The 22,594-nt window shown below is 68.4% G+C and carries 13 protein-coding genes (1 of these 13 cut by a window edge); 1 reads left to right on the top strand and 12 read right to left on the bottom strand.

Annotation, left to right across the window (positions count from 1 at the left end; translation table 11 throughout):
• Positions 1-62: 62 nt before the first annotated feature.
• The 8 genes from K8O92_27485 to gmd form a co-directional block, all read right to left on the bottom strand.
• Positions 63-1,412 carry a cytochrome P450 gene (locus K8O92_27485; GenBank protein ID UAK31487.1) on the bottom strand — a complete coding sequence of 450 codons (1,350 nt, stop codon included), beginning with the start codon at positions 1,410-1,412 and terminating at the stop codon, positions 63-65.
• A gap of 11 nt (positions 1,413-1,423) precedes the next feature.
• Complete coding sequence (locus K8O92_27480; protein UAK31486.1) at positions 1,424-2,701, bottom strand: NAD(P)-binding domain-containing protein; 1,278 nt, start codon at positions 2,699-2,701, stop codon at positions 1,424-1,426.
• Between the two features lie 220 nt (positions 2,702-2,921).
• Positions 2,922-4,487 carry a DUF2029 domain-containing protein gene (locus K8O92_27475; GenBank protein ID UAK31485.1) on the bottom strand — a complete coding sequence of 522 codons (1,566 nt, stop codon included), beginning with the start codon at positions 4,485-4,487 and terminating at the stop codon, positions 2,922-2,924.
• Between the two features lie 25 nt (positions 4,488-4,512).
• Entirely contained in the window at positions 4,513-5,688 is a 1,176-nt protein-coding gene (locus K8O92_27470; protein UAK31484.1) for a DUF1205 domain-containing protein, read from the bottom strand.
• Between the two features lie 4 nt (positions 5,689-5,692).
• Complete coding sequence (locus K8O92_27465) at positions 5,693-6,877, bottom strand: class I SAM-dependent methyltransferase (protein ID UAK31483.1); 1,185 nt, start codon at positions 6,875-6,877, stop codon at positions 5,693-5,695.
• Positions 6,874-7,827, bottom strand: a complete 954-nt coding sequence (locus tag K8O92_27460) for a GDP-mannose 4,6-dehydratase (GenBank protein ID UAK31482.1) — start codon at positions 7,825-7,827, stop codon at positions 6,874-6,876. The genes K8O92_27465 and K8O92_27460 overlap by 4 nt, the downstream gene beginning before the upstream one ends.
• Position 7,828: 1 nt before the next feature.
• On the bottom strand, positions 7,829-9,082 hold the full coding sequence (locus K8O92_27455) for a class I SAM-dependent methyltransferase (protein UAK31481.1): 1,254 nt from the start codon (positions 9,080-9,082) through the stop codon (positions 7,829-7,831).
• Positions 9,079-10,101, bottom strand: a complete 1,023-nt coding sequence (gene gmd / locus K8O92_27450; GenBank protein UAK31480.1) for a GDP-mannose 4,6-dehydratase — start codon at positions 10,099-10,101, stop codon at positions 9,079-9,081. The genes K8O92_27455 and gmd overlap by 4 nt, the downstream gene beginning before the upstream one ends.
• Positions 10,102-10,187: 86 nt before the next feature.
• On the opposite strand from gmd, the gene K8O92_27445 reads away from it, so the two are divergent.
• Entirely contained in the window at positions 10,188-10,946 is a 759-nt protein-coding gene (locus tag K8O92_27445; protein ID UAK31479.1) for a polyprenol monophosphomannose synthase, read from the top strand.
• Here the strand turns inward: K8O92_27445 and K8O92_27440 are convergent.
• The 4 genes from K8O92_27440 to K8O92_27425 all read right to left on the bottom strand — a co-directional run.
• On the bottom strand, positions 10,924-11,649 hold the full coding sequence (locus K8O92_27440; protein UAK31478.1) for a hypothetical protein: 726 nt from the start codon (positions 11,647-11,649) through the stop codon (positions 10,924-10,926). The two genes, K8O92_27445 and K8O92_27440, sit on opposite strands and share 23 nt — an antisense overlap.
• 112 nt (positions 11,650-11,761) lie before the next feature.
• Positions 11,762-12,175, bottom strand: a complete 414-nt coding sequence (locus K8O92_27435) for a hypothetical protein (protein UAK31477.1) — start codon at positions 12,173-12,175, stop codon at positions 11,762-11,764.
• 15 nt (positions 12,176-12,190) lie between these two features.
• The gene (locus K8O92_27430; protein UAK31476.1) at positions 12,191-13,993 is read right to left on the bottom strand and encodes an acyltransferase domain-containing protein; all 1,803 of its coding nucleotides are present in this window, start codon (positions 13,991-13,993) and stop codon (positions 12,191-12,193) included.
• Positions 13,990-22,594, bottom strand: the 3' portion of a protein-coding gene (locus tag K8O92_27425; GenBank protein ID UAK31475.1) for an SDR family NAD(P)-dependent oxidoreductase. 3,560 nt of this gene lie beyond the right edge of the window; 8,605 of the gene's 12,165 nt are visible here — the last part of the coding sequence; its start codon lies off the right edge, out of view; the stop codon is at positions 13,990-13,992. The genes K8O92_27430 and K8O92_27425 overlap by 4 nt, the downstream gene beginning before the upstream one ends.

Raw genomic sequence — 22,594 nt, 5'->3', positions numbered from 1 at the left:
CGACGCCGGCTCCGCGAGCGGGCGCAGCACGGTGCTCGGCGTCGACGCCGGTGCCAGGACCGTCAGGTCGCCACCGGCTCGGTGACGCGGCGGACCGGCCGGAGGCGGATGCCGAACTCCGGACGCAGGTTCACCGACGCCAGCGGCACCACCGGATGGTCGTCATCGAGTTCCAGCCGGAAACGCTGCACCGTCATCGCCAGGATCAGCACCATCTCCGTCATCGACATGTCCTTGCCCAGGCAGATGCGCGGGCCGCCGGAGAACGGGAAGAACGCGAACTTGTGCCGTTCGGCCACCTCGGTGTCGGCGAAACGCTCCGGGCGGAATTCCTCCGGGTCGTCCCACAGGCGCTTGTCGCGGTGGATGTAGTACATGCACAACGTGACTCGCGCGCCCGCGGGCACGTGGTAGCCGCCGATCTGGTCGTCGGCGATCGGGGTGCGTTCGACGATCCACGCCGGCGGATACAGCCGCATGGTCTCCTCGATCACCATGCGGCAGTAGCTCAGTTGCCCGAGATCCGCGAAGGCCGGGGCGCGGTCGCCGAGCACGGCGCGCACCTCCCGCGCCAGCCGCTCCTGGATCTCCGGATGCGTGGCCAGCAGATAGCACGCCCACGACAGGGCGTTCGCCGGCGACTCGTGGCCGGCCACCAGCAGGGTCTTGATCTCGTTGAGCAGATCCTCCTCCCGCATGCCCTGACCGCCTTCGTCGCGGGCGCGCACCAGCGCGGTCAGTACGTCGGTGGTGTCGCCGCCGCGTCGGCGTTCCTCGATGAGCTGCCGCACCACGTCGTCGAGTTCGCCGACCTTGCGCGCGACCCGCCGTGCCTCGGGTGTCGGGAAGGACTGCGGCAGCTTCACCGGCGCGTTCACCCTTTTCATGATGAGCGCGAACGCCGCACGCATCGCGTCGGTCACCTGGGCGGTGCCGGTGGACAGGTCGATGCTGAACAGGATCCGGCCGGTCACCGCGAGCAGCAGCTTGACGTAGTCGTCGTAGATGTCGCGGAACTCCCCGGCCGCGGCGTCCCAGTTGTCGAGCATCGCCGCGGCGCTGTCGGTGATGTCGTCGGCGAAGCCCTTGACGTGCGAATGGGAGAACGCCGGCGAGATGAGCTTGCGCTGTTTGCGCCAGTACTCCAGGTTGTTGGTGGTCAACTGCCCGTCGCCGAGCAGGATGCTGAACTCGTCGTAGATCGGGCTCTTGCGGTAGTTGGTGTAATTGTCCTTCAGCACATACTCGGTCAGCGCCGGGTCCGCGACGAGGTAGACCAGCATCGGGCCCGCCTTGACCCGCACGACGTCGCCGTAGCCGTCCAGCAGCGCGCCCACGGTCGCCAGCGGGTTCTTCGCGAGTTTCGGCAGCATGCGTCCGGTCTCCACCAGACCTGGCCCGGGTGCTTTCATGGTCCGACCTTTCACTTCAAAAGCTTCGCGTGCTTGCGCAGCTGGTTCACGTAGTCCTGTTTCTCCACCACCAGCGGGTACTGGTCGGCGTGGTAGAGCCGCAACCCGGCGTACAGGTCGGGCTGGCGGCCCTGAGTGGCGCGGTCGAACCGCTCGACCCGCCGGGGATCGCTCGCTTTGACGCGCAGATACTCCGCGACCAGATCGGCTTGTTTCTCGTAGACGTCCCAGTGCGAGCCGATCGGCCGCACCATGCCGACCACGAACAAGTCGCGGGCGTGCGGCGGGAAGATGTTGAGATACAAGCCCGGTCGCAGCTCGCCCTCCGACCAGTTCAGATGGGCTCGGTCGACGACGGGATAGTTCGGAACGAATCCGGTGGCCAGGACCACCAGGTCGAGCTTCTCCTCGGTGCCGTCGGTGAAGGTCACCCGGTCGTCATCGATCGCGGCGACGTCCGGCTTGGGCGTGATATCGCCGTGGGTGTAGTGATGGTGCAACTGGTCGCCGAGCATCGGGATGACGATGCCCTCGCCGAAATCGGGCACCGGTAACCCGAACGAGCGCGAGCGGCCGCGCAGATACGAGAACAGCCGCTCGAAGGCCCGCTTGCGCAGCGGCCGCCACATCCGGCCCTGAAGCATGCTGTCGGTCGGGCGGCCCAGCATGTACTTCGGCATGCAATAGAACCCGCGCCTGCTGCTGTGCAAGGTCAGCGCGGCATTGACCGCGCAATCGGACAGGATGTCCGCCGCCGACTGCCCGGCGCCGATCACCAGCACCCGCTTGCCGAGCACCTGTTCGGGATGCCGGTACTCACTCGAATGCAGCACGGGCACCGTGCCCGAGCCGGGAATCTCGATGCGTCGCGGGGTGCGGTCGTGACCCGTCGCGATGACGACCCCCGCGTATGGCCGCTCGGTACCGTCGGACAACGTCACCGTCCAGCCGCTGTCGGCGGGCTCGACGCGCTGAACCGCGGTGTTCAACCGGATCCGCGGCCACAGGTCGAACGCGTCGGCGTAGGAGTGCAGATAGCGCAGCACGAGTTCGTGCCCGGGATAGTCCGGATAGTCCTCCGGCATCGGGAAACCCGAAAAAGCCTGCACACTTTTGGAAGCGATCACGTGCGTGTTGCGGCTGACCGGAGAGTCCGGGCGCCGTGCGTCCCAGATCCCGCCGATTCCGCCGGCCGCCTCGAGCACCTCGAAATCCAATCCGCGCGCGGCGAACCCGCGCGCGGTCGCCAAACCGGCCGCACCCGCGCCGATCACGCAATACGTGCTCATGCCACATCCTTTCCGGCACACGCGGGGCCTTGCGGGGTCACGCTGCGCTGCCACCTCCAGGCCTGACCGCTCATGCTGTGTCTTCTGTCGGCATGAGCGGGGCCTTGCGGGGTCACGCTGCGCTGCCACCTCCAGGCCTGACCGCTCATGCTGTGTCTTCTGTCGGCATGAGCGGGGCCTTGCGGGGTCACGCTGCGCTGCCACCTCCAGGCCTGACCGCTCATGCCGCGCCGACCCGTTCGGTGTGCGGGGCATCCTCTCGCGGGGCTGGTTGCGGGTCGGTGCCCGCGCTCGCCCGCCAGGCCACGAGGAAGCAGGCGACGTAGATGACCGTCTGACCCACCAGCGTGAAGTAGACGTTCTCGTTGTAGACCGCGACGATCAACCAGGCCAGGGTGAGCAGGGCGACGGCGCGTTTTCCGCCGCGCAGCAGTCCGGCGTACACCGCCAGCATCCACACCGCGCCGACGGCGATGTACACCCACGGCCCGAACGGGGCGCGGAAAGAGGCCAGTGTCAGCACTGCCAGCCAGATGGCCAGTTGCTCGGCGCACACCCGCGGGCCTTGCGCACCCGCCGACAACCGCCGGTGGATGCGGACAGCGGTGACCGCCACCAGGATCAGCAGCAGCAGCGTGTAGATGTTGGTGATCACGCGCGCGGGCCCGGTGGGATCGGCGATGTCCCAACCGAGGATGTTCGCCTTGTAAGGCAGCCCGAACGGCGAATAGTTGACCAGCTGGTTGGCTCGTTCCACGAGTACGAACTGGTGGAACTCCCCGCTGGCCAGCCGCTGCCAGGTGCCGTCGGACAGGAATTGCCGCCACGGCTCCCGGCCGAAGATCGCCAGCGTGGCAAGCGAGTAGAACCCGCAGAACGCCGCGGTCCAGATCGCGGGCCGCCAGCGCCGCTGGACCAGCAGATAGACCAGCAGAATCGCCGGTGACACCTTGGCGATGATCGCCAACGCCAGCGCCGCGCCGCCGAAGATATTGCGCCGCAGATGGAACAGGACCATCGCGCCCGCACCGCCGACATACAGCAGCAACACGTGGATGTTGCCGATCTGCAGGGTCGCCAGGGTCGGCAGGCTGATCCATACGACCGGAGTGAGCGCGGCCAGCACCCCGCCCTGCCTGCCGCCGATCCAGCGGGCGATGGCGAACATCGCCACCAGCACGATCGCGACATACAGCGAGTACCACAGCGCCCGCAGCGTGGCGAAGTCGTGGCTGAACAGCAGCAGCAGTCGTGGCAGCAGCAGGAACGGCGGCGGGTAGAGGTAGGCGTCGCGGTCCTGCGGGGTCACGGCGGGCAGCGCCGAATCCGCCTGCGGCGATGCGTAGCGGTGCCGGTCGTAGAGGCTGCCCGGTTCGTGCTCGGCCATCAGCGCGCCGCTGATGTAGCCGGACAAGTGGGATTTCTTCACCAGGAAGTCGTCATCGGCCGACAAGGAGGCATCGACGTTGTCGGCGTCGAGGATGAACTGCGTCAACCGGGCCAGCACCGCGACGACGAGCAGGATGACCACGCTCCACAGGACCCGGACCACGATCGGTCTGCCCCGCACCGCCTCTCGCCACTCGGTGGGCACGGTCGGCACGAACAGCACGAAAAGCGCCGCGCCGCAGACGATGCCGAGTACGGCGGTCGCGGGGCCGGGTAGGCCGGTGAGCGCGAGCACGATCATCACCACGGGGACGAGGATGCCGACGACGAACACCGCGTACATCGCGGCGTAGTAGTCGAGCGAACCCCGGAACCTGGTCCATGTCCTGGATATCATCTGCAACCTACGGCTTTCGGATGGTCTATCTGGTCGCTGTGGCGTGCTCGGCCAGCAGCGGAACGACCTGTGTCACCACGTCGTTCGGTGTGGGCGCGGCGCGCAGGTCGGCGCCGATCCGCGCGGCGGCGTCGCGGAAGCGCGATTCCTGCAACAGGGCGCGGACCGAGGTGGTCAGCGCTTCGATGTCCCCCTGACCGGCAGGCGTCTCGGCGGCCAGGCCCACGCCGGCGCGCACCAACCCCCGGGCGTAGTCGAACTGATCGAACATCTGCGGCAGCACCAGTTGCGGCAGACCGAACCAGCCCGCGGTCAGACCCGTGGTCGAGCCGCCATGATGCACCAGCAGGTCGCAGCCGGGTAGGAACAGGTTGAGCGGTACCTCTTCCACGACCCGGACGTGGCCGGGCAGCTCGCCGACCGTAGCCCGGTCGGACGCGGACAGCGCGACCACGACCTCGGCGTCGTCGATTCCGCTCAGCGCGGCCAGCACCGACTCCAGTGGCCGCGGACCGGTCAGGCCGAGCGTGCTGCCGCCCATACAGACCGCGATCCGCTTGCGGCCGTCGTCATTGCGGTGCCACGGCGGCAGCGCGCCGGTGCCGTTGAACGGGACGTAGCCGACCGGGGTGCCCGGCGGGGCGTCGGGCGCTTGCAGGCGCGGCGGGCAGATGTCGAGGATGGCGACCGGGTCGGCCAAACGGGTGCCCCCCTCCTCGGCCAGCACGGCGGTGCGTTCGGTGAACGGGCCGCCGGTGGGGTCGATACCCCACCGGTGCACCAAGACCGGCAGATCCAGTTCGGCGCCGAGTGCGCGACCGATGGTGGCCAGCGGGTCGGTGAGGATCACCTGCGCTCCCCAGTCGGTGGCCACCGCGGCGAACGTCTCGAGGTACTGGCGGGCGTGGTTGTGCCAGTTCTGTGCGGCGACCTGCCACAGACCCTGCCCGCTGGACTGATCGCGGTCGGCGAACAGCGGTAACGGGAACATGCCCGGGTGCACCTGGGTGCGCAGCTGGTCCATCGGCACGTTCAGCGCGGTCAGCTCGACGGCGTTGAGGCCCGAGCGCAGCGCCGTCGCCGTCACGTCGTTGCGGGAGGCGACCAGTACTTCATGGCCTGCCAGCCGCAGCGCCCAGCAGAACGGCACCATGGCGAGCAGGTGACCCGACGAGGGCACCGGCACGACGAGAAACTTCATCCGATCACTCCTTCGGCTTCATCCACTCCATCGGATTGGTGTGCCGCGGCACCCATGATGGAGCCGATTGCTCGGCATTGCGGCGTTTTTCGATGACCACGATGTTGTGGTAGAAGTGCAGCGCCCCGATCCAGTCGTCGAAAGCGCCTGCCGCGCGGCCGGATTCCTTCTCGAATTCCTGGTGATGCAGGGCGTCCACCAGGGTTTTCAGATAGCCGATGGTGGTGGCCGGGTCGTCGGTCGCGGTGCTGCTCCCGCCCCAACCCGACCAATAGGAGGTCTGGGTGTCCTCCACCACGTACAGCCCGCCGGGCCGCAGGTGGGTGAACAGCGCCTGGAACGAGGCGATCACGTCACCGCTGATGTGGCTGCCGTCGTCGACGATGATGTCGAACGGGCCCAGCGAGCTGCCGAGTTCGTCGAGGAACGCCGGGTCGCCCTGGTCGCCGCGCAGTGGTTGCAGGCGTGGTTCGGCGATGCCGGACTTGTCGAAGTAGTCCAGGCCGAACACCAGGCCGCGGCGGAAGTACTGCTTCCACATCCGCAGCGACGCTCCGCCCACATCGGGTGCGGTGTATCCGCCGATGCCCAGTTCCAGAATCCGCACCCGGCTGTCGCGCAGCGGCGCGAAGTGCCGCTCGTAGTGCTGGGTGTACCAGTGCCCGCCCCACTTGTCGGAACCGAAGTGCAGTGACAGCGCGTCGAGGTCGTGATGGTGCGGGCGGCATGCGGCGACGATCCGGTCGGCGGCGACGGCGGCGGCGTCGCGGGCCAGTCGCCACGGATCGTCCGGGGCGAAACTGCCCGGTCCCGGTTCGTCCTTGATCGCGATGGCGCGGGTGGCCAGGGCGGCGTCGGGCGGACCGTAGACCGTGCGCAGCAGCTCCACCAGATCCTGACGCACCACCAGCCACGGATCTTCCAGGGTGCCGGGACCGACCGCGGGGTCTTCGGCGCCGAATGTCACGAGGTAGTCCAGCTGCTTTCCGTCGTGGGTCAGCTCGAACACCGCGGTGACCGGCTGCTCGGGCCGCCTGCCGTGGCTCGCGCGCCAGGCGATCTCCTTCAGCACCGCGTCGGCGACGGCCTCGGTGCCGATCTCACCGAGGCGCGCGGCGGTTTCCTCGTAGATCCCGTCGGCGACGGAGATCAACTGGGCAGCAAGGACATTCTCGTCGTTCAGGGTCACGTCATCCAATCCGTTCCGCCGGTGCGCACCGGCCTCGATTCCTCTGCCAGGCGCACACCCTCGGCGGTGAGCATGGCCCGCACCATGCCGTGGAAGTCCACCGAAGGGCGCCATCCGGTCCGTTCCCGCAGCCTCGTCGCGTCACCCACCAGCGGCCGCCCGCTGCGGGTGAGCACCGAGGAGCGCTCGCGGACATGGTTTTTCCAGTCCAGTCCGGCCGAGCCGAACGCCGCCGCGCAGAACTGCGCGACCGTGTGGTGTTCGCCGGTGGCGACGACGAAGTCGTCGGGCTCGTCGAGTGCCAGGATTCGGGTCATCGCCTCGACATAGTCCGGCGCGTACCCCCAGTCGGCGCCCGCGTCCAACCTGCCCACCTCCAGCGTGCCGGTCTGCTCCCGCTGGATGCGCGCGACGGCGCGCACGATCTTGCGGGTGACGAACTTCTCCGCCCGCAAGGGTGACTCGTGGTTGAACATGATCCCCGTCGCCGCGAAGACGCCGCGGGCGCGGTAGGCGCGGCAGGCCAGCAGGCCCGCCGCTTTGGTCACCCCGTAGATCGAGTCCGGTCGCAGCCCGCTGTTCTCGTCGCATATCGCGGAGCCGTCGGAGCCGAAGACATGCGAAGAAGCCGCGTAGAACAGGCGGGTGCCCGTGCGGTGACGATCGATCGCCTCCGCGAAATGCTGCACCGGAAGCGTGTTCACCCGATGCGAGGCGCGGGCCAGCTCGTGTGGGTCGCCCGGGTCGTCCTGCGAGGAGTGCTGCACCGCCGCCAGCAGGTATACCTGTTCGGGGCGTTCGGACGCGATCAGCCGCTCCACCGCGGCCGCGTCGGTGATGTCGACCGGGCCGTCGCGGCCGATCCGCAGCACTCGCTCACCGCGCGCGGCGAGCAGGTCCGACAGCAGTGTGCCGTCCTGCCCCGCCGCGCCCGTGACGACGACGGTCATCTCAGACCACGTCCAGTTCCGGCAGCGGGAACACCAGCCGTCCGCCCGCCGCGCGGAAAGCGCTCTCCCGCTCCAGCATCATGGCGCGGAAATGCCAGGGCAGCACGAAGAACTGGTCGGGCGCCAGCTCACGCGCCCGCGCTTCCGACACGATCGGAATCGCGCTACCCGGGGTGAATTTGCCGAACTTGTCGTCGTTGACCTCCGCGATGCACGCCATGTCCTCCGGCCCGATCCCGCAATGCTGCAACACCACGTTGCCTTTGGTGGAGGCGCCGTAGCCGAGCGTGCGCAGACCGGCCTTGCGGGAGCGGTCGAAGAAATCGCGGACCTGTTCGCGATGCTGGTCGACCCGCTCGGCGAAATCCGCGTACGGCTGCGCGGTATGCAGGCCGAGCGCGGACTCCTCCTGACGCATCCGCTCCAGCGCGGCGGCGTCGGCAGGCGACGGCACGCCCTGCTTACCCAGCGTCAGCGCGAAGCTGCCGCCGTTGACGGTATTGCGTTCCACCTCGAGCACCACGAATCCGCACCGCCGCGCCATCCATTCGATCTGGTCGAGGGTGTAGTACTCCAGGTGCTCGTGGCAGATCGTGTCGTAGGAGGTGGTGGCCAGCATCGCGGGCAGATAGCTCTGTTCCAGCACCCAGATGCCGTCGTCGGTGAGGCTGTCGTACACCGCGCCCATGAACCGCAACGGGTCGGGGACGTCGTAGAACATGGCGATCGAGGTGATCACCTTGGCCCGTCGCTCCGCCAGCACCGATGCGACCAGCTCGGGGGTGAAGTAGCCGGTCACCAACCGCACGTGCGGCGGATAGAACCGGCGGAACTTCTCTCCCAGCGGGTCGATGCCCAGAATCGTCGCCGACCCTTCGGGGTAGGCGCGCAGCAGTGTCGCGTCGTTGCTGCCGATGTCGATCACCACGTCCTGCGGCGACAACGTCACCCGCTGCCGGATCCTGGCCACCCGGTGGGCCAGGTGATCGATCATGGACTTGTTCAGGCCGGAGCGGTATCCGTAACCGGGGGAATACATCTCGTCGAAATCGGCCGTGTGGCGCAACTGCACCAACCCGCACTCCTCGGGGCCGGCGGGCACGCAGCGCACCAGTTCCAAGGGGTAGCGCGGCACCCCGGTCGGGTCGGTGGCCGGGAACACCCCGGTCAACGCCATGGTGCCGAGGTCGACGACCGTTTCGAGCCGGGTGTTGCCGCACACCCGGCAGCACTCCACCGCCACTGCTTGCGTCACGCGTTCTCCATATCGTGGGCGACCATCAGCTCGACCAGTTCGGTGAAACTCGTACGCGGTTGCCAGCCCAGTTTCTGGCGCGCCTTGGTCGGATCACCGGTGAGATAATGCACCTCGGCGGGCCGGAAATAGGTCGGATCGACCTCCACCAGTACCCGCGAGGTGCGCCGATCGATGCCCCTTTCCTCCAAACCCGTTCCCTCCCAGATCAACTCGACGCCCGTAGCGGAGAACGCGGTCTCGCACAGCTCGCGCACGCTGTGCGTCTCACCGGTCGCGATCACGTAATCGTCGGGTTCGGGCTGTTGCAGCATCAGCCACATCGCCTCGACGTACTCCTTGGCGTAGCCCCAGTCCCGGCGGGCGTCCAGATTGCCGATGAAGAGCTTCTCCTGCTTGCCCTGCGCGATGCGCACCGCGCCCCGTGTCACCTTCCGGGTGACGAAAACCTCCCCGCGCCGCGGTGATTCGTGATTGAACAAGGTGCCGTTGACCGTGTACATCCCATAGGCCTCGCGGTGGTTGACCGTGATCCAGTACGCGTACAGCTTCGCCACGGCATACGGCGAACGTGGATGGAACGGTGTCTCCTCGCTGAGCGCCACGTCGTGCAGGCCGCCGTAGAGTTCCGAGGAGGATGCCTGGTAGAACCGGGTCGCTATGCCGGTCTTGCGGATGGCGTCCAGGATGCGCAGCGTGCCGATCGCGTTGGTCTCGGCGGTGAACTCCGGGATCTGGAACGAGATGTGCACGTGCGATTGCGCGCCCAGGTTGTAGATCTCCGACGGGCGCACGTCCTCCAGAATCCGGTTGAGACTGCTGGAGTCCATCAGATCCCCGTAGTGCAGAAACAACCGGCGTTGACTATGTGAATCGGAATACAGGTGGTCTATGCGGTCGGTATTGAAATTCGACGCACGCCTGATAATCCCGTGCACCTCATATCCTTGCTGCAACAGGAATTCTGTCAGATAAGACCCGTCCTGGCCGGTGATGCCGGTTATCAGCGCCTTTCTCATCAAACCTCCAACCCCGAGACTAACGGGACGTCGAACAGCGGGCAATACCTATCTTTCGGTCGCCGCCGGTATTAGAATTCGATTGCATGAGCGCGGCCTCCGAAAAAACTCTGGTGATGATTCCGACATACAACGAGCGTCGCAACGTGGGCCCGTTGCTGGCTCAGATCCTGGAACAGGGCACCGATTTCGATGTCCTGTTCGTCGACGACAACTCCCCCGACGGCACCGGTGACCTGCTCGATGAGCTGGCCCGACAGCATTCGCCCCGAATCCATGTGCTGCACAGGGCCGGCCGCCAAGGCGTCGGCTCCGCGCACCAGGCCGGTATCCGCTGGGCCTACGCTCAGGGGTATCGGCACATCGTCACGATGGATTCCGATTTCGCGCACCCGCCGTCGTATCTTCCGGCATTGCGCGCCGCAGCGGACGGTTTCGACATCGTGGTCGGGTCGCGTTATCTGAAAGAGGACAGCCTCGCCGACTGGACTCCCTTCCGCAAGGTCCTCACCCGGGTCGGGCATTTCCTCACCGTGACATTGCTGCGCATGCCATACGATGCCACCGGCGCGTTCCGATACTACCGGTTGGACTCCGTTCCGGTTGCCGCTTTCGATCGGGTTCGTTCGACCGGTTACTCCTTCTTCTTCGAAAGTCTCTACATTCTCGCCGCCAATGGCTACCGGATCGAGCAGGTACCGATCCACGTTCTCAACCGCACGGCAGGCGCGTCCAAGATGCGCACCCGCGACGTCGCGACCAGCGTGCGTTTCCTGCTGGTGCTGTGCGCGGAGAAGTATCTGCGCCCCAGCAGGCATCGCATCAGTTCGCCCGCGCACCGCTGACCCTCCGCCCGGCCAGCCAGTCGATCACCGCCGCCGCCTCCGGCCAGTCGGCAGCGGGGGCGGTGATCGGGAACTGGTCGTCGACATGATCTTTGGCGAACTCCGACCGTGAGCCCACCGCGTCCCGCACCTCGGCGAGCGTCACGGTGGTGCGCGCGCCGACCTCCCGCAGCCCGGTGTCCTCGAGGTGGCCGGCGATCCAGTCGGCGCACCAGTCCACGGGGGCGAAGCTCTGGCGCGAGCGGCCGCTGGCGAACACCGGACGGTCGGCGGCCATGTCGGCCAGCACGCCCTTGCGGTAGTCCCCGCCGTACATCGGACCGAGGCGGACGACGAAAGTGTCCGCACCCGAACACAGTTGCTCGGCTTCGGCCCGATGACGGCCGTACACCGTATCCAGCTGGGTGCGCGCGGAAATGCTGCTGATCTGCACGAACCGGTCCCAGCGCCACCGCTGGCGCAGTAGCCGCGTCTTGTCCACCGTCTCGGCACGATCGGCTTCGGGATTGTGCTCGGCCCAGAACCTCTTCGAGGGGCAGGCGGCATTGATCAGCACGTCGTAGCGACCCGCCGTGCGGTGGGACTCGTGATCGGCGCGGACCACGGGCACGACCTCGAAACCTCCGCGCCTGCCGAGCGCTTCGACCAGCGCGGCACCCACGTATCCGGCTGCCCCGACCACCGCCACCCGCACCCCGCTCATGCGGTGTCCCGTCCGGCGTGAGCGGTCACGCTTCGTGGCCGCCCCGCAATCGCCGCACCTCGCGGCGAGCGCATCCGAATGCGCCTGTTTGCCCGCCTCTCGGTCCGCCGGCTCACGACTTGCCTTCCAACGTGTGTGGCAGCGGCGCCACCTGCACGATCGGCGGATCGCACTCGTCCCACGGCTTGGTCAGCATCGCGACGAACGTCAGCGGCGTGATCGAGTACACCGTGTGCATCACCCCGATCGGGGTTCGGGTGCAGATGCCTTTGGAGACGTGGATGAACTCCTCCGGGCAGTCCGGATCCTCGTGGTCGTCCTTGGTCACCAGCACGCCGTTGCCCTCGACGAACAGCAGATACTCGACGAAGTGGGGGTGGTAGTGCAGCCCGCGCACCTTGCCGGGGTGCATGTAGATGAGGTTGAACTCCAGCAGGGGTTCGGGCGGGACCCAGGTGAAAATGCCGCCGCGCCCGTCACGGACGGTGTCGAGGTTGCACGACGGGGTGAGGACTTCGACCTTCATTACTGCATCCCTTCATCAGGCGGGTACCGCGTCGGGGCGGACAGCGTCGAGCTTGTCCGCGAGTGAGCCGAGCAGCGCTGCCCGCTGCTCGACGAGGAAGAAGTGACCGCCGGGCAGCAGCTCGGTGGAGCGCAGCCCCGGCAGGACATCGCGCCAGGCCTCCAACTGCGAGACAGCCACCTGACGGTCGTCACGACCGCCGAACAAATGAGCCGGGCACGACGGCGCGTCGGCGGGTGTGAACCGGTAGTCGTCGAAAATCTCGAAGTCGCTGCGTAAAGCGGGCAGGAACAGCGCCATCACTTCAGGGGTCTCGCGCACTTCCGGCGGGATTCCGCCGTAGTGGCCGACCGCGGCGGTGAATTCGTGATCCGGCAGGTCCGACAAGCGCCCCGGCCTGGGCAGGTGCGGGGCGACCGCTCCGCCGAGGAACAGCGCCCGCGGCGTGACTCCCGCGGGCAGGCGGCGCGCGACCTCGTAGGCGGTTAGCGCGCCGAGACTGTGGCCGAAGAAGGCGAACGGAAGATCGGTCAGCGGCAGGATCAGCGGCAGTGCGGCGTCGACCAGGTCGGTGAAGCGGCGGATGGGCGTCTGCGCCAGATGCCGCTGCCGGGCGGGCAGTTCGATCGCGCACAGCTCGACCCAGTCGGGCAGTTGTTGCCGCCACGGGGTGTAGGCCGCCGCTTTGCCTCCGGCGAACGGCCAGCAGAACAATCGCAGGCGCGGCGTGCCCGCGGTTTTGCGGTGGATGGTCAGCCTGCCCGTCTCCGGGCGTCGTGCCGGTTCGGGGGTAACCGAAACGGTCGCAGAAGCCGGAACAGGATCCGCCGCAGGGATCTGCGGTTCGAGGGTCGCAGAAGCCGAAAGGGTTTCACCCATGGGACTTTTCGATCCGGCTTCGTCAGACAGGGCACGCAGATCACCCACCGTCGCGATCCGGATCACCGGCGCACCGAGCGTCGCGAAGAACTTCGACAGCGGAGCAGACGGACCGACCTCGTACCGGGGTGTGCCGGAGCGCAGCAACGCGCGCATGTTCGCGGTCCAACGGACCGGAGCGGAGATCTGGCGGACCAGATGCTCGGCGAGGGTTTCGGGCCGGTGGAACTCACCGGTGTAGTTCGAAGTCACCGCGACCGCGCGTGCGGCGCGCATGCGGGGCGCGCAGTCGGCCAGATGTCCGGCGAAGTCGGCCTCGATCCCGCGCATCCACCGCGAGTGGAACGGCGCGCTCACCCGCAGCGGGACGAACCGCAGGTCCGGATGGCGGTCGGCCAAGACGGCGCGCGCGGCCGCGATCGCGTCGCTGTCGCCGCTGATGACGAGCTGGTCGGTCGAATTGTCGTTGGCCACTTCGGCGCCCGCCTCGACCACCAGTTCGGCCACCCCGCAAGCGGCGATGTCCGGCAGGATCAGCGCCGCCATGGCGCCCTGGCCTTCGGGCACCGCCCGCTGCATCAGCGCACCGCGGGTGCGCACCAGCCGAACCCCGTCGGCGAGTTCGAAGACGCCCGCGGCGACCAGCGCGGCGTACTCGCCGAGACTGTGGCCGCCGAAAGCGACCGGCCGGGCGCCGAATTCGGTGACCAGCACCCGGTAGGCGGCGATCTCCATGGTCAGCACGCACGGTTGGGTGTACTCCGTGCGATGCAACCGCGGATCGCGCTCGACGCAGATCCGCAGCAGATCCTCGCCCACCGCGGCAGCGGCCTCGGCGAACGTCTCTCGCGCGAGCGGGAACTCGGCGCACCAGTCGGCGCCCATCCCGGTGCGCTGGGCGCCCTGCCCCGGGAAGACGATCGTGCACTCGCCGCTCATCGCAACGCCTCCGCGGTCGGCTCGGCCGCGCGCGGCGCGGGGATGTAGCCCACCTCCGCGCAGTGCGCCAGATACACCCGCACCAGATCCTCGGTCGGCGGGCAATCGATGCCCGCGGCGGCGAGCACGCGCCGGGTGTAGGCGCAGTCGGCGTAGGAGCTCTCCTCGTAGTGGATCGTGCCGAAAAGTTCGATGCCGTACTTGAACATCTCCAGGGTCTGGCTGTCGTAGACCTCGTCGGTGCCCAGCCGGTAGATCTGCCGGTCGGTGGCCCTGCGGTGGAATTCCTCCAACGGCACCAGCGTCACGTCGTACCCGGCGCGCTGGACATAGCGCACCACGTCGTAATAGCGCCGGATGTCGGGGTTGGTCAGGTGGTAGGTCTCCCGGTAGGTGGGGCGGTGCATCGCGATGTGCACGATCGCGGCGCTGACGTAGTCGACCGGGGTGATGTCCCAGTGCACCGGCGTCAGCATCGTCTCGCCGGTCTCGATCATCGTCTTGAGGATGTCGTAGTACGCGCCTTTCACGCTGACCTCGGAGAACGGATACCGGCCGGTGCGGCTGTCGCCCATGATGTTGCCCGGGCGCACGATGTCCCAGAGCAGCCCGCGTTCGCTCGCCGCCCGGATCAGCTTCTCCGACTCGTACGTCGTCTGCTGGTAGGGCAGATGGTCGTAGCCCTGGCCCAGTTCCAGATCGCGTTCGGTGAACGGCGGGTTGTTGAAGTTGAGCCGATCACCAAGCGCGCTGAAGCTCGACACGTACACCAGGTACTTGCCGCGTGAGCGCAGTGCGAATTCCACCGCGCGCCGGGTGCCTTCGACGTTGATCGGGGCCAGCGCGTCGTAGAAGGTGACCAGGGTGGTGCGGCCGGCGGCGTGGATGGTCAGGTCCACGTCGTCGGCGAGCCGCTGCCAGGTCGTCTCGTCCAGGCCGAGCCGTTCGCCGGAGACGTCGCCGAGCACCGTGGTCACGCGATCGGTGAACGCCTGGTCGAGCGTTCCGTCCGGATCGTAGGTGCTGAGGAAGTGCTTGACCCGGCGCTCGGCCGTGGCCACGGTCTTGCCGCGCACCAGGCAGGTCACTCGCACGTCGGTGCGGGTGAGCAGATCGTGCAACAGCTTGCCGCCCAGCACGCCGGTCACGCCCGTGATGAAGACCGACCGCACCGCGATCGGAGCGTCCATGCGCACCGGCGGGATGTCCTGCTGGACTGTCGCGGCCTGGTCCACCGCGGTGGCGCGCGGGACATCGTCCCGCGTCGTCCCGGCGATGATGCCGTCGGCCACCAGGTAGTGCGACAGCGACGCGATGGTGGGATGCAGCTCGGTCGACTCCGCCGGGATCTTGACGTCGTAGTGCTTCATCAGCCGGTTCAGCATCCGGACGGTGGCCACCGAGTCGAACCCGAAGTCGGTGAAATCCGCGTCCAGGTCGAGATCGGCCGGGTCGGACTTGGTCAGATCGGCGAAGATGTCGCGGATGTGCTCAGCGAGCCGATCGCACATCTCGCTGTCGAATTCGTCGCCGGTCGGGGCTGTGGTGACCGGTTCGGCGACGTCGGCTGGGTCGGGGGTAATTGAGTCGGTTCCGCCGGTCGGGGCGTGGGTGACCGGTTCGGTGGCGCCGGTCGGAGCGGGCAGGTCCGTGCGCGGTTCGATCGGTTCGGTCGACGTCGGTTCGGTTCGGTGCGCGGTGCCGTTCGTGGAACGGCCGTTGCGCTGCTGTGCCCGAGGCGGCCCGCTTTCCTGCGTGACCACTGTTTTCGCGACCACCTGAGGAGCCGGGTGGCTGCGTTTGCGGTAGTCCTCGGGAACGATCCAGTACCTGCGCCGCTCGAACGGGTAGCCGGGCAGGCTCACGGTCCGGCCGAACGGCTGGTCGTAGCCCTGTTCCCAGTCCACGCTCCAGCCGCCGGCCCACAGCTCGGCGACCCGTGGCAGATTCCCGGAGCGCAGCAGCGCGCGCACTTCGGCGCGGTCGGCGTCCGACTCGCCGGGCAACTCGTCGAGTTCGCGGTGGGTGCGGGCCACGCCACGGAAGATGAGCAGCCCTTCGGCCGGTGCCGGGGAACTCGGCTCGGCTGCACTGTCGAGCAAGTCGACGAGTTCGGCTGTGGAGGTGGCCACCACCGCGAGGCGATGTGTGAACGCGCTTCGCCCGACGGCCAGCGTCCACGCCACATCGGGCAGCGGCAGCGGGTGTTCGCGCAGCCGGTCCGCTGTGCGAGCGGCCAGTTCCGTGAGCCGGTCACCATCGCGCGCCGACAACACCACGATTCGCGGTTGCCCGTCTTCGGCGGTCGGCACGGTGGGCTCGGCGTCGGTGAGGATCATGTGGGCGTTCGAGCCGCCCGCACCGAACGAGCTGACGGCGGTGATACGGGGCTTGCCGTCGTCGGGACGCGGCCAGGCCGTGGGCCGGTCGATGACCCGGAACGGCGTCGCCGCGAAATCGATCCCCGGGTTCGGCGGGTCGCTGTGCAGGTTCGGCGCGATGGTGTCGTGGCGCAGTTGCAGCAGCGCCTTCACCACGCCCGCGGCGCCCGCCGCCGCTTCCAGATGCCCGACACTGGATTTCGCCGAGCCGATGCCGCAATAGCCGCGTTCGGACCTCGCGCTGCGGTAGGCCTTGGTCAGTGCCGCGATCTCGATGGGATCACCCAGCGCGGTGCCGGTGCCGTGGGCTTCCACGTAGCCGATGTCGGCCGCGTCGACGCGGGCCGCGGTCAGCGCCCGGCCGATGAGGTCGGCCTGTGCGAGCGGGTTGGGAACGGTGAACCCGTTGGTGCGCCCGCCGTGGTTGATCGTGCTGCCCCGGATCACGCCGTAGACGCGGTCACCGTCGGCGCGCGCGTGCCGCAGTGGTTTGAGCACGAGGGTGACCACTCCCTCACCGGGCACGTAGCCGTCGCCGCCCGCGCCGAACGACCGGCACCGGCCGTCGGTGGAGGCCCAGCGGCCGTAGCCGAGCAGCAGATACTTGCCCGGGTGGATCGACACGTTCACCCCGCCGGCCAGCGCGTAGGCCGACTCGCCGCGCCGCAGGCTCGCGCAGGCCAGATGCAGCGCGGTCAGCGACGCCGAGCACGCTGTGTCGACCGCGAGACTGGGTCCGTCGAAACCGAAATGGTAGGAGACCCGATTCGCCACCGCGAAATATCCCGAGATCGGCACGCCGACGAACGCCTGATACTCGGCGTAGCCCACCCCGGCGAAGACCCCGGCATCGGGCAGACCGCGCGCCGCGGCGCTGCGGCGCACCCGATCCGGCGAATAGCCCGCGTCTTCCAGTGCCGCCCAGGAGGTTTCGAGGAACAACCGCTGCTGCGGGTCCATCTCCTCGGCGTCCTTGGGCGTGATGCCGAAGAAGCGGGCGTCGAATTTGTCCACGTCGTCGAGGAACCCACCCCACCGGGCGTAGGTGGTGCCCGGTTCGTCGGGGTCGTCGGAGAGGTATTCGCTGTGGTCCCAGCGTTGCGGCGGGACCTCGACGATACAGTCGCGGCCCGCGACCAGGTTGGTCCAGAACTCTTCTATGTCCCCCGCCATCGGGAACTTGCCCGCCATACCGATCACGGCGATGTCGTCGGAGTCGTCCGCATCGTGTGTGGCGAGCTCGGTTGGCTCCGGTGCCCGTTCAGGGGTGGGGTGATCCGCCGCCACCGTGCGCGTCGCTTCCGGGTTGCTGCCGGTGCGGGGCGGGCCCGCGGTGAGCACGGCCAGGCGTGGCGCGTGCTGCTCGACGAGATAGCCCGCGAGGTCACGGACGGTCTGGAACTCGAAGAACAGAGTGCTGGGCAGGGGCCCGAAATCGGTTTCCAGCCGATCGTTCATCTTGCTGATCAGCACGGAGTCGATCCCATAGTCCTGCAGGGGGATACGAGTGCGGATCCGATGCGGGTCCAAGCGGCAGTACTCGGCGAGCAGGCCTTGCAGATAGGTCTCGGCGTCGCCCCGCAACGCTGCGGGATCTGCCACGGAGGAGGGCTCGGTACGGGGTGTCGCGAGCGCGCGATTCTCGTGAGCGGCAGTGCCGGGCGCGCTATGGTTGCCGATCTCACCGACAGTGCGGGATGCAGGGATAACCGAGCCTTCGGTCTCCCCGCGTGCCGTAACGGCCGCGGCTTCGGGTTCGACGGGTGCCGGTGTGCCGGCCGCGCCGGAGGCGCCTACCCCCTCGAGTGCGCCGGCCTCGTTCGGTGCCGTGGCACTTCGTGGTGCCGAACTCCGTGCCGCGGCTCGGTGGAGGTCCTGAGGCCCGAAGATCCCGTTCGGCAAGCGCACGGAGCCGGTCTCGTGTGTGGACGAAGCGGCAACGCTCAGCTCGGGCGCCCAGCACCGTTGCCGATCGAACTCGTAGCCGGGCAGGTGGATACGGCGCGCGAGCGGGTCGTTCCAACCGGAGTGTTCGACGTGTCCCCCCTCGACCCATTGCCGGGCCACCGCTACCGGGTCGTCGAGCACGGTGGCGCCGGGCCGGTGCGCGGTCGGGGCGTCGAGCGTTCCCGTGCGGACTCCCGCAGGACGATCGCCCTCGGCGAAGGCAGCCAGCCGGGCGGCGATCGCATCCACCGAGTCGCCGACTACCGCCAGCCGATGCTCGAATCCGCTGCGCCCATGGGCCAGCGTGCACGCGACATCCGCCAGCGCCGTGTCCGGATGCGCGGTCAGATGCCTGCGCAGCGTCCGCGCCATCCGGATCAGGCTCGTGGCGCTGCGCGCCGAGAGCACGATCAGCTGCGGTCCGCCCGGTGCGTCACGCCGGGCGGTGCGCGCCGCCGGTGCGCCGTCGACCACCACGTGCGCGTTGGTGCCGCTGAAACCGAAGGAACTGATCGCCGCACGCCGCGGCGCTCCGTCCCACCCACGCAGTTCGGTGTTGACGAAGAACGGCGACTCGTCCAACCCGAGCAGCGGGCTCACCGAATCGACGTGCAGCGAGGGCGGCAACTGTCCGGCGCGCATGGCCAGCAGCACCTTGAACAGGCTCGCCATCCCGGCGGCGTGCGAGGCGTGGCCGATGTTCGATTTCACCGACCCCACCGGGATGGCGCCGACCGCGCCGGTGTGGTGGCGGAAGGCGGCGGTGAGCGCTTCGATCTCGATCGGATCACCCAAACGTGTTCCGGTGCCGTGAGTTTCGACGTAGCCGATGGTGGACGGGTCGATCCCGCCGTCGCGATACACCGCCAGTTCCAGTTCGGTCTGCGCGCGAACGCTCGGCGCGGTGATGCCGTTGGTGCGGCCGTCGTGGTTGATGCCGATCCCGCGAATCACGCCGTGGATCGGGTCGCCGTCGCGTTCGGCAGCGGCCAGCGGTTTGAGCACCACCACACCGACGCCTTCGGCGATCACGAAACCGTCGGCGCCCGCGTCGAAGCTCGCGCAGCGGCCGCGCGGCGACAGCATGCCCATCGAGGAAGCGAGCAGGTGGTATTCGGGCGTCACGAAAACCGCGACACCACCGGCCAGCGCGAGCTCCGACTCCCCCGAGACGAGGCTGCGGCAGGCTTGGTGCAGCGCGACGAGCGCCGAGGAGCAGGCGGTGTCCAAACCGAGACACGGACCGGTCAGGTCCAGGTGGTAGGCCACCCGGGCGGGCAGGATGGCCGGGCTGTTGCCGGTGAAGAGGTGATGGGAGCCGACGGTGCCGTGGTTGCGCAGCAGGGTGGCGTAGTCCGACCCCGGTGATCCAGCGAACACCCCGCAGCGCTTGCGCCGCAACGACTTCGGATCGATGGCGGCGTCTTCCAGGGCCAGCCAGCTGTGCTCGAGGAACAAGCGCTGCTGCGGGTCCATGTAGTCGGCTTCGGCGGGCACCAGGTCGAAGAACGCCGGATCGAACTCTTCCACGCCGTCGAGGAACCCGCCCCACTTGGAGTAGGTCTTACCGGGTGCCGCCGGTCCCGGCCGGAAGTAGTCGGCGACCGGCCAGCGTGACGCGGGCACCTCGGTCACCGCATCCTGCCCGGCGGCGAGAGCGCGCCAGAACTCGTCGAGGTTCCGCGCGCCCGGGAACTGCCCGGACATGCCGATGATGGCGATGTCCATCGATGCTGACCTTTCGCTGGGCCGTGCGGCCTGGGCGGTGACGGTTCGGGGAACCGACGCGCCGGACACCGGAGATGTTCTGCTGGTCGCCGTGGCGCCTTGTGCGGCCATGTGCTCGCTGAGCAGCCGCACGGACGGATGGTCGAACACCACCGTGGGTCGCAGCGTGAGGCCGTAGCGGGCGTTTACCCGGTCGATGATCTTGATCGCGAGAATGGAATCGACGCCGTACTCCGACAGGGGCAGTTCGGCTCGCACGTCGCCGCGTGCCACACCGAGTCCGTCGGCGACGATGGCGATGAGTTCGGCTTCCAAGGCCGTGGCATCGGCCGCATAGCTGACCGGGGCGCTCGGCTTCGGGGCGTGTGTGTATTCGGCCTGCACGCCCGCGCCGGGTTCCACGGCGGGTGCGAGAGGAACTCGAGCGGTCGCGGCGGGTTCGGGCTGCACGTCGTCGGTCGGTTGCGCCGTGTCCCCGGCAGCGGGCCGCGTGGTGGCGCTGACGGCGGCCAGCAGCCGGAAACTCGGTTCCGGATCGGAGGACAGACCCGGTCCCCACGAACGGGCTCCCGAGAACCCCGCCGCGGTCATGGCGGCGTGCCATTGTGCTTCCGACAGCAACGGAGAGTGCGGGATACGCATCCCGGGATCGCGGTAGGCATGCCAGCCCTCCAGCAACCCGAAGGTCAGCGCGAGCACTTCGAGGTCGGTGGTCGCCTCGGTGAACGCGAGCACACCGCCGGGCGCCAGCAGGCGCCGGACATTGCGCAAGGTCGCATCGATCGACCGCGTCGCGTGCAGGACGTTGGCGCAGACCACCAGATCGGCTTCGTGGGCGGGGAATCCTTGCGCGACCGGGTCGGAGTCGATGTCCAGCACCGCGAAACGCAGGTTCGGGCGCGCGCCGAAGGTGCGTCGCCCATGCGCGAGGAAACTGTGCGACACGTCGGTGTAGTGATAGTCGAACGCGATCCCGCGCTCGGTGAGCGCGTCGAGCACCGCGTGCGTGGAACCGCCCGTGCCCGCGCCGACTTCCACGATCCGCAACGGCCGCGCGTCGTCGTGCCGCTGCGCGAGCGCCGATACCAGTTCGGCGAGTAGGCCGTTGGTGAAGTCGTAGGCGGCGTTGCCACGATAGATCGCGCTCACCATCTCGATGTCGCCGCCGGGGAACAGCACCTCCGTCGCCGACAGCTCCCCGCGCAGTACGCGTGGATAGGCTGCCAGGCAGGCGTCCAGCAACGCCACGTACGGCTCGGTTTCCGGGAAGCGCGCGATCAGATCGGCGCGCATCCCGCCCGTGCCGGGTGGCGGGCCGGGGACCTCGATCCGGTCGTCCTGCCACCGCACGAGCCCGTGTCGCCGCAGGATGTTCAGACAGCTGGTGCGCAGCCGGTCGAATTCGGGCCGCACACCCAGGTGCGCGTCCAGTGACCGCACGGTCCACTCCCCCGGCGTGAGTCCCATTCCGGCGAAGGTGGCGAACAACAGCATCGCCGCGTAGCGGCCGAGTTCGGCCTTGCCGGGCTCCACGATGCCCGTGAGCTCGACGGAGGCATCGAAGCGCTCCACCGCAGCGTCGAACTCCGAGCGCGGCGGTGCGATGATCCAGTAGTCGGTGCGTTCGAAGGGATAGCCGGGCAACGGAATTCGGCGCTGCGGGCCGCCGCGCCCGCGCCAGTCGACCTCGGCCCCCGCGACCCACTGGCGGGCCAGTTCCTGCTCGTCGGCCGCCGGAGCGTACCGCGGCGGCCTGCTCTGAGCGTCGACGGTGCCGGTGACCACAGGGCCGAGCTGGTCGGTGCGATATCGGTCGAGCGCGTCGGCCACTTCGACCGGTGCGGACGCGACCACCGCGAGACGGTGCGCCAACGTCGGCCTGCCCACTTGCAGGGTGCGCACCGCGTCGGTGAAATCCGCTGGATCGAGGGTGCGGAAGTGCCGCGCCATCCGCTCGGCGTATCGGTGCAGCCGCTGCGGTGTGCGGGCCGACAGCACGAAGACCTCCGGTCCGATCGTCCCGGCCGGGTGAACGCGGTCATCGACGAATTCGGCGAGCACCACATGGGCGTTCGCGCCGCCCGCGCCGAAGGCGCTGATGCCCGCGTGCCGAGCCACCACGACCCCGTCGATGGTGCGGCGCGGCCAATCCTCCACTTCCCGGGGCAGATGGAACGGCACCGAGTTGAACGCGATGGCCGGGTTGATCCGGGCCGCGTGCAGTGTCGGCGCGATCCGGCCGTGCCGCATCTGCAACAGCACCCGGGTCAGGCCCGCGACACCCGCGGCGGCTTCGGAATGGCCGATGTTCGATTTGGTCGACCCGAGAGCGCGGGAGCGACCGGCGTCACTGATTCTGCCGAAAGCCGCTGCCAATCCGGCGATCTCGATCGGATCGCCGAGCGGTGTCCCCGTGCCGTGTGCTTCGAGATAGCCGATCGTGTCGGGATCGACACCGGCCGCCCGCAGTGCCTCGCCGATCGCCTCGGCTTGCGCTCCGGGATGGGGAACGCTGTATCCGGACGTCTGCCCACCGTGGTTGATC

Source organism: Nocardia asteroides (genome assembly GCA_019930625.1).
In the GTDB taxonomy this organism is placed as follows: Bacteria; Actinomycetota; Actinomycetes; order Mycobacteriales; family Mycobacteriaceae; genus Nocardia; species Nocardia sputi.
Note: the sequence above shows the minus strand (reverse complement) of the source record. Positions and strands in the feature narration are given on the sequence as shown.

Bases quoted from the DNA above. Each gene is read 5' to 3' on its own strand.
- K8O92_27460 (UAK31482.1), bottom strand. From the start codon at position 7,827: ATGACCGTCGTCGTCACGGGCGCGGCGGGGCAGGACGGCACACTGCTG.
- K8O92_27480 (UAK31486.1), bottom strand. From the start codon at position 2,701: ATGAGCACGTATTGCGTGATCGGCGCGGGTGCGGCCGGTTTGGCGACC.
- K8O92_27440 (UAK31478.1), bottom strand. From the start codon at position 11,649: ATGAGCGGGGTGCGGGTGGCGGTGGTCGGGGCAGCCGGATACGTGGGT.
- K8O92_27430 (UAK31476.1), bottom strand. From the start codon at position 13,993: ATGAGCGGCGAGTGCACGATCGTCTTCCCGGGGCAGGGCGCCCAGCGC.
- gmd (UAK31480.1), bottom strand. From the start codon at position 10,101: ATGAGAAAGGCGCTGATAACCGGCATCACCGGCCAGGACGGGTCTTAT.
- K8O92_27470 (UAK31484.1), bottom strand. From the start codon at position 5,688: ATGAAGTTTCTCGTCGTGCCGGTGCCCTCGTCGGGTCACCTGCTCGCC.
- K8O92_27435 (UAK31477.1), bottom strand. From the start codon at position 12,175: ATGAAGGTCGAAGTCCTCACCCCGTCGTGCAACCTCGACACCGTCCGT.
- K8O92_27485 (UAK31487.1), bottom strand. From the start codon at position 1,412: ATGAAAGCACCCGGGCCAGGTCTGGTGGAGACCGGACGCATGCTGCCG.
- K8O92_27475 (UAK31485.1), bottom strand. From the start codon at position 4,487: ATGATATCCAGGACATGGACCAGGTTCCGGGGTTCGCTCGACTACTAC.
- K8O92_27445 (UAK31479.1), top strand. From the start codon at position 10,188: ATGAGCGCGGCCTCCGAAAAAACTCTGGTGATGATTCCGACATACAAC.